The organism is Candidatus Thermoplasmatota archaeon (assembly GCA_018814355.1).
In the GTDB taxonomy this organism is placed as follows: domain Archaea; phylum Thermoplasmatota; class Thermoplasmata; order UBA10834; family UBA10834; genus COMBO-56-21.
In genome coordinates, this window is record JAHIZT010000071.1 from 1 (window position 1) to 6,433 (window position 6,433).

Consider the following 6,433-nt stretch of genomic DNA (forward strand, 5'->3'; position numbering starts at 1 on the left):
GATGAACATGCTTCCGTTGTAGTTCGACATCAGCGTTCTGTCGGCCGTCAGGACGATTCTGTGTCCCATTGACATGTCCCCCCATGACCTCCTCAACTTACCTTGCTAGGAGCTTTTTGTTGTTTCAATGACCCCCCACGGTGTGAATCCAATCTTGCATCAATCTGAATTCCCGTTGCAGAGTGAGAGAAGTCCGGATTGGCGGATAGTCTGGACGACCCTATCTACAGCTCGTTCAATATCCTTTTCATTCTTTGCCCCCGTGATCACCATCTTCCCAGAGCCGAACAAGAGGCAGACAACCTTGGGATCTCTCACTCTATAGACAAGGCCTGGAAATTGTTCTGGCTCATACTCTATATCTTCAAGGCCCAAGGATATTGTCAGATTTACCAGATTCAAAGCGCAGCCGACATCGTATATTGCGACCATATTTTGCACGGTGAACTCGGGATCTGGATTGACGGGGATGCCTGATTTATTCAGAAGCTCAGCGACCTTTCGTATTGCTCTTCGGACTTCTTCTAGACTCTTACCGCCAGTGCAATTAGCCTTCCCGCTTCTGAAAAGGAGAATTGCAGTCTTCGGGTCGCTGATCCGATAAATAAGGCCAGGGAAGCTCTCAGGATCGTATTCTGACCCTGTGAGTTTCTCGGCGACTGTGTCAAGATCAAGTTCTTTCGCGAATTGCGTCGAAGCCACAATATTCTCTACTCGTGGTTTGATTTCGATTGCATTCATGAATCTCAGGAGATTATCGATGGTGCGACGAAATAGTTTTGTGAAAACTCTTATCGTTGGAAGCCAACGCGGTCATATTTGACCTTCCGCACTCTGGCTCTTTCTTCGCCTTGAGTCTTCAATCGTGAAGAGCTACATTTCCCAGGTCCAAGACAAGACATCGAGACAAATCCTGAATGCCGCATGGAGCTGGATTGAAACAGCAGCTGGAGAAGTTTCCAGCATTCTTTTCGCGGAGCCGATCATTCGAATCCCTTCGAACCCAAGCATTGTTGCCAGTAGATATCTGGTCAATATCTCAACGGAAGCACACTCTCTACTTGTTTGATGTTCGACGCTGCGACTGAATGATCAGAATCGAACTCGATGGGTTCAAGAGGTCAATCCGATGAGGGACTGGGTTGACTCCTTTTGTCAGGAATATGCCAGACGAGTGCTCGGCCATGTGGCTGCGATCCTCCGTGACCAATCCCGACTGGAAAGACCGCACCAGCAACGGCCAAATATCCTCCAAGAACCGCAAGGTAGAAGCCAAGGTCAATTGTCCCTTTTAGGAACGCCACATCGGGTTCTCTCGGTGCAATGTAAGCACCGATGTTTGCAGCGAACAGTAGAAAACCAGCAATCTGCAAAGCCCCTGCCAGCGGACTGATGCATCCCAACACGCATCCGGCAAGAAAGATAGCCGCTCCTGTTCTGATTGCTGGGTCGCCCATACCTGTGAAAACGTTCCCAGCGTTGTAATCATGCATTGTGAGGTAATACTGAGTGAGGCACGTGCTCGTAGTAGGGACCCGCAATGGGATCGTACTCCCAGGACAACCATGTTGTTGTCGCCCAGGGTAGGAATAGGCAAGAAATGCCAAGAGCGACTCCAACGGTGGAAAGCAGATTGAACCTGAACGTTGGAGATTCGCTACTTACCGTGAACAGACGACTGACAAAGCTCATCTTCAGAACACAATCAGGCTCGTGGTCGAGGTCGTGAAGAAGCTCGACAAGAAGACCGTGGACGGCCTGACCGAGATCTGAATGACAGGAGGACTCGAACTCGAGCTCGCTCAATGCTCACACCTGAGCATTTGGCGCTCATCGCTCATGAAGTCTGCCAGGCGATGAATGACTCCGTGTAACAGACTTGAAATACTAAGAGGCTGCATAGTAATGCACCCCCCTAGACAAGACATGGTTTTAGGCATCCGTTCGGAGACGTCACTTCCATGATCTTGCCAAGAGTGTGGGAGGAGGAAATGTAGATGGAGCAAGAGTTTAGCGTCAAGCTGCCCAACAAGCCAGGAGAGATCGCTCGATTGACGGAGAAGCTGCATGAGGCAAACATAAACATAAGAGCCATTTCGACCGAGGCCCATGCCGAGGTCGCGCGCCTTGTGAGTGCGGATCCCGAGAAGACCAGGGAGACACTAGAGAAGGCGGAAATGCAGTTCTCTGTGAGGAACGTCCTCGTGGTAAAGCTGGAGGACAAGCCCGGCGAACTCGCGCGGGTCACAAGGATCTTGGCGAATGAGGGCATAAACCTCGACGCGGCATACATGTTCGACAAAGACTCGAAGCACGTCCATGTAGCGCTTGCCGTGAGCGATGAGGAAAAGGCTAGGAACGTGCTGAAGCTTTGATCAGCGCAGTCCGTCCCTTTCCATGATGAAACGCCTTTCCCCTTTTCTTTTTCTGTTCTTATCAGATTCAATCAGCCGAGATTCGACTACAAGAAGCTGATTCATGTTCTCTGTCAAGTAGAAGGAGTTTGAATCTATCCATAGACAGACAGTTTCTTGCAGCCTGAATGGGATGAATACTAGGATACGTCTTGCTTGAGGACCGTTAGGGTTCTATTCTCTACCAGTAGTATATACGCCAGCTTCAATCACCGGTATGTTCCGGGCAGAAATCTGGCTGTGTCTTTCTGTTCAAACCGCAATTGAAACCGCTTTTTCCACCATGCTTCGCTCCTTTTGTGTAGTCGCCGGGAACTCTGTCATCTATCCATAACCGTCCCCCAAATGTCACTGTGATTCTTCTCCCGGGAAATGCATCCTGGACGGCTCTATCGATGCCACTGAGAACGTCCCGAAGATCATAGGCGAGAGGCGATTCAGAGGCGTTTTCATCCGTGCACCAACGATCAAGGACATTGACACGGGATAGGACGTGCGGGTGGATTGAGTGTGACCCACAATTCTCCGTCTGCCTTTGAGTTGCCTTTCCTTAGGGTCTTTTCCCGCGTTGAAAGCCCATGTGGCCTCGAAATAGCCTTGGATTTGCCTCGTTGGGGCTCTAGGGCATATCGGAACACCTTTCGAAGGTGATAGGTCTGGAGCCAAGGCTATTCCGAAATAGGAATGCGTCTCATAGGCATAGAGCCTAGCCAACCAATCGGACTAGCAAGAGGTATATCCAACCAACCATCCAAGCCAAGAACGGGACCATCATGACCTGCCATGCTGGGATGTCCATGCCGAGAATGTGAAGGCGCTCAGACCGAGACAACGCGAATGCGTCAGGATAGGTGTTAGCTGCTTTCTTATACAGCGCCCTCATGTCCATGTTGCTTCGCACAACCAGAATCATGAATATGACATCCAGCGACAACCCAGCGATAGCTATCGTTCTAAGACCCGAGCTAGCCTGAACGAACCCTACAAGCAGAATGCTTTCAACCGTCATGGCGAGGGAGAATGCAACCCAAGTGACAGTATCCTGGGACTGAATCAATGTCGCAAGAACCTGAGCTCTATCTCCCGGTTGCAAGATCTCCTTCCCGCAGCCAGAACAGACTCCACTCTCCCTCGGGTTCTCCTGACCACAGTTGCGGCACTTCATCGCCATTTCACTCTACCCCAATTGTCCTCATTCCCTATTGCGATTGCTGATGATTTGTGGGCAATCGAGAGGGGATTGGCCGTATGGCCTTTTGCCACGCGGACGGCTGGCCCTAGACTTCGCTTCCTTTTGAGTTGAATGCCCTCTTCTGAGCAATCATGACTGCCTGCCTCACGCCTGCAGGGACCCCGGAAGGGATCTGGCGGAGGCGAAGCTTCGCCAGGATATGGTATTCCCTATTCGCTATATGGAAAGCCATTACAACCTTGCCATAGGCTTGTCGCCCCGCTCTGTTCCCGGAGGCGAGTTTTCGGGCCATCATTGGGTCCTTGAGCCCCATGCCAGTAATCATACAAACTACGGATTCTGACCGGGTCAATGACCTTTGAATCAACGCAGCGCAGCCACGGTGGAAGCCGCAGCAGATTCTGCAAAAATCCCCTCGTTGCTTGCGAGGCTTTTCACAGCGTCGAGAATCATATAGATATTGTTCCTCACCTATCCTCGTCGGCGGCTAGGGGTGTTCCACACGTACACTTCCACGATGTGTGAGTCCGAAGGGATTTGAACCCATGACCAGCCAGTAGGTCAGAACAGCTCGTCAATCAGCGAGAGATTTGGATCGGAGCTATGCCCCTTTCTGTTCCCCACCCCTCTAGGACATAAACAAGTCCCTGATCCAGCCAGTCTTTTTTTCTCCATGTCTATACCCTACACCTCCCTGTTTATGTCCCCCACCTGGGTCCGTCCAGCATCTGTTCCTTCTTCTATCGTTCCTTGTTTTTGTTCCCTTCCTGATTTGCCTCGCTCTCTTTTGAACGATAGTTGCCAATGAGCCGCCTTCTCAGCCAAGCGCTCATCCTTGCCGGCAAGTTTGCTGAGGTGGTTCTGCATAATGCCTTGAATCTCCCCAATGACCTTGTCCGTATCCATCTTGGGAGCAACGTCAATCAGGTCCATAATCAGTGATCTCGACAAGGTGACAACTCTCTCTGGAGCTTCCAGTAGAGTCAGGGATGCAAGAGCACATTCGAAGGGGAGATACGTCTCGTGCAGTTTCCTCATTCCTATTCGGGCCAGAAGCATATCCAGCTTCGTCCTGAGGTCGGCCAGCGCCTCAGGTCTGTGTTCCAGAGAATCGAGAACCTTCTGCAAATCAAATGTGTCGTCGTAGACCATGAGTCTGGGAATCGCTTGGAGACACGCGTCAAAGTCTTCTGCTTGCTCCTTTGTCAATTCTACTTTGGTCTTGCCAGGGCGCCACTTGAGGTTTGGGTTCTTCTCCGTAATCCTTTCGTACGCCGCATTGAGTTGAGCTCTCCTGAGTGATGAGAGGACGTACTCAAAGCCCTCCCTCGTCTTGTCGTATTTCTTCTCGCGTTCGAACTGAAGCCTCTCTGTCTCTCTGTCCTCTCTCGATTGTCTGCGTTTGGTTCGTTCGTTGAGGATGTATGCAACCAGCGAAGCGGCTACCGGAGGAGCAACTCCAATCAAGACTGCGACACTTATATTCCAGGCCTTGTTGCGAAACTACGCTGACCAGAACTCGGGCGTCATGGCCAGCTGAACCATGTTGAACAGGCAGTACTTCGTCCTCACCTCGTTTCTCCGCCCTCTCCTTGTCCGGCATCTCAGCCGATAGCCCAGCAGACTGTCGACCATGCTGAACACGGTCTCGACATGGCTCCGCTTCGCCGCGCTGACGGCGAAGCGGTTCGGCCAGTGGTGCGCGAAGTTCACCAGCTTCTGGTAGAACGTCTCCGGCTCCTCGTAGTCCTTGGCGTTCCTCTTGATCTTGTGGAGCGGGGTCGCCCCGTGCCGCCTGGCCACGGCCAGGCAGTCGTTTCCCATGTAGGCGGAGTCGGCGAGGCTCCTTATGGGGACGACGTTGTCCGGGAGAGCGCTCCAGACGGCCTCGAACACTTGGCTCTCGTGGACGTTCGAGTTGGTGAGCCTGAACGACAGTATGACGAACCAGTCCATTTCGATGGCCACATGCGCCTTGGTCCATCTCTCCACGGCGCGCTGAGCGTGCTTCGTCGCGCGCCAGGCACGCTTCCTGCCGCTGTAACCAGTGGCATCAGTCACGACGACGGCCTCGCGGCGGGGCAGAGGCGCGATGAGGAACTCGAAGAACCTGTCCAGGAGCGTGGACCACCTCCTGGACGAGAGCTTCCTGGCCATCGTCGAGTGGTCGGGCACATGCCCGACCGAGTAGTACACTCGGACCAAGGCCAAGACGCCCTCGGTCTCGCGGAAGGTGAGGCTGAGGAGCTGCTGGAGCATGAAGGCGATCAGCAGGGTACGTTCGTCCGTCCCTGGCCTGCCCATTCTCCTCCGCCTCTGCCAGAAGGGAAACTCGTCAGCATGCCTCCGGATGGCTTCCATGGCCAGACGGAGGCCATGGATTGCGACATCGTCGTAGCGGTCGAAGTCGACAGATATTCCCTCGATGTCGAGGGAGAAGGTGTCCATGCGCGTCTGTCCAGAAAAGCTGAATACCTCGCGTGGTAATTCCATCTCCGTGGCGACCAACCCGCTCACCTTGTATCTACTGGCGAATGGGTCGGGCCACACATTAATATTTTTGAACCAAGATAGATAACAGATGGACGCTCAGCCCATCAGAACGCCGGATTGAGTTTCGCAACAGGGCCATTCCAGAATTCCGACCAATCCATAGCGAAGGTACAGTCATATCCATCTAATAACATTACGATGGTTTTATCACCGAAGCATCTTGACGGTCGTCTCTCTGGACGAGAATCGCCTTTCCTCCTCTATGTTGAAGAAGGCCACTCACATCTCGTCTGATCGCGTTTCATCCTCTTTGTTTTTGCCTCCCGTCGTCGAC

Annotated in this window: 6 protein-coding genes; 1 reads left to right on the forward strand and 5 read right to left on the reverse strand. The window is 52.5% G+C overall.

Translation table 11 applies throughout. The features are described from left to right. Positions 1–159: 159 nt before the first annotated feature. Complete coding sequence (locus KJ653_04965) at positions 160–741, reverse strand: TATA-box-binding protein (protein ID MBU0685183.1); 582 nt, start codon at positions 739–741, stop codon at positions 160–162. A 1,256-nt stretch (positions 742–1,997) separates the two neighbouring features. Here KJ653_04965 and KJ653_04970 point away from each other — a divergent pair. Beyond that, the gene (locus tag KJ653_04970) at positions 1,998–2,375 is read left to right on the forward strand and encodes an ACT domain-containing protein (GenBank protein ID MBU0685184.1); all 378 of its coding nucleotides are present in this window, start codon (positions 1,998–2,000) and stop codon (positions 2,373–2,375) included. A 745-nt stretch (positions 2,376–3,120) separates the two neighbouring features. Here KJ653_04970 and KJ653_04975 read toward each other — a convergent pair. The 4 genes from KJ653_04975 to KJ653_04990 form a co-directional block, all read right to left on the reverse strand. Further along, positions 3,121–3,585 (reverse strand): hypothetical protein, encoded by a 465-nt coding sequence (locus KJ653_04975; GenBank protein ID MBU0685185.1) that lies wholly within the window; start codon positions 3,583–3,585, stop codon positions 3,121–3,123. A 106-nt stretch (positions 3,586–3,691) separates the two neighbouring features. Continuing rightward, complete coding sequence (locus KJ653_04980; protein ID MBU0685186.1) at positions 3,692–3,931, reverse strand: hypothetical protein; 240 nt, start codon at positions 3,929–3,931, stop codon at positions 3,692–3,694. 359 nt (positions 3,932–4,290) lie between these two features. Continuing rightward, entirely contained in the window at positions 4,291–5,073 is a 783-nt protein-coding gene (locus KJ653_04985; GenBank protein ID MBU0685187.1) for a hypothetical protein, read from the reverse strand. A gap of 36 nt (positions 5,074–5,109) precedes the next feature. Beyond that, positions 5,110–6,114 carry a transposase gene (locus tag KJ653_04990; protein ID MBU0685188.1) on the reverse strand — a complete coding sequence of 335 codons (1,005 nt, stop codon included), beginning with the start codon at positions 6,112–6,114 and terminating at the stop codon, positions 5,110–5,112. Positions 6,115–6,433: the final 319 nt, after the last annotated feature.

Excerpts from the sequence above, each read along its gene's own strand:
- KJ653_04965 (MBU0685183.1), bottom strand. The coding sequence starts at position 741 with ATGAATGCAATCGAAATCAAACCACGAGTAGAGAATATTGTGGCTTCG.
- KJ653_04980 (MBU0685186.1), bottom strand. The coding sequence starts at position 3,931 with ATGATTACTGGCATGGGGCTCAAGGACCCAATGATGGCCCGAAAACTC.
- KJ653_04970 (MBU0685184.1), top strand. The coding sequence starts at position 1,998 with ATGGAGCAAGAGTTTAGCGTCAAGCTGCCCAACAAGCCAGGAGAGATC.
- KJ653_04975 (MBU0685185.1), bottom strand. The coding sequence starts at position 3,585 with ATGGCGATGAAGTGCCGCAACTGTGGTCAGGAGAACCCGAGGGAGAGT.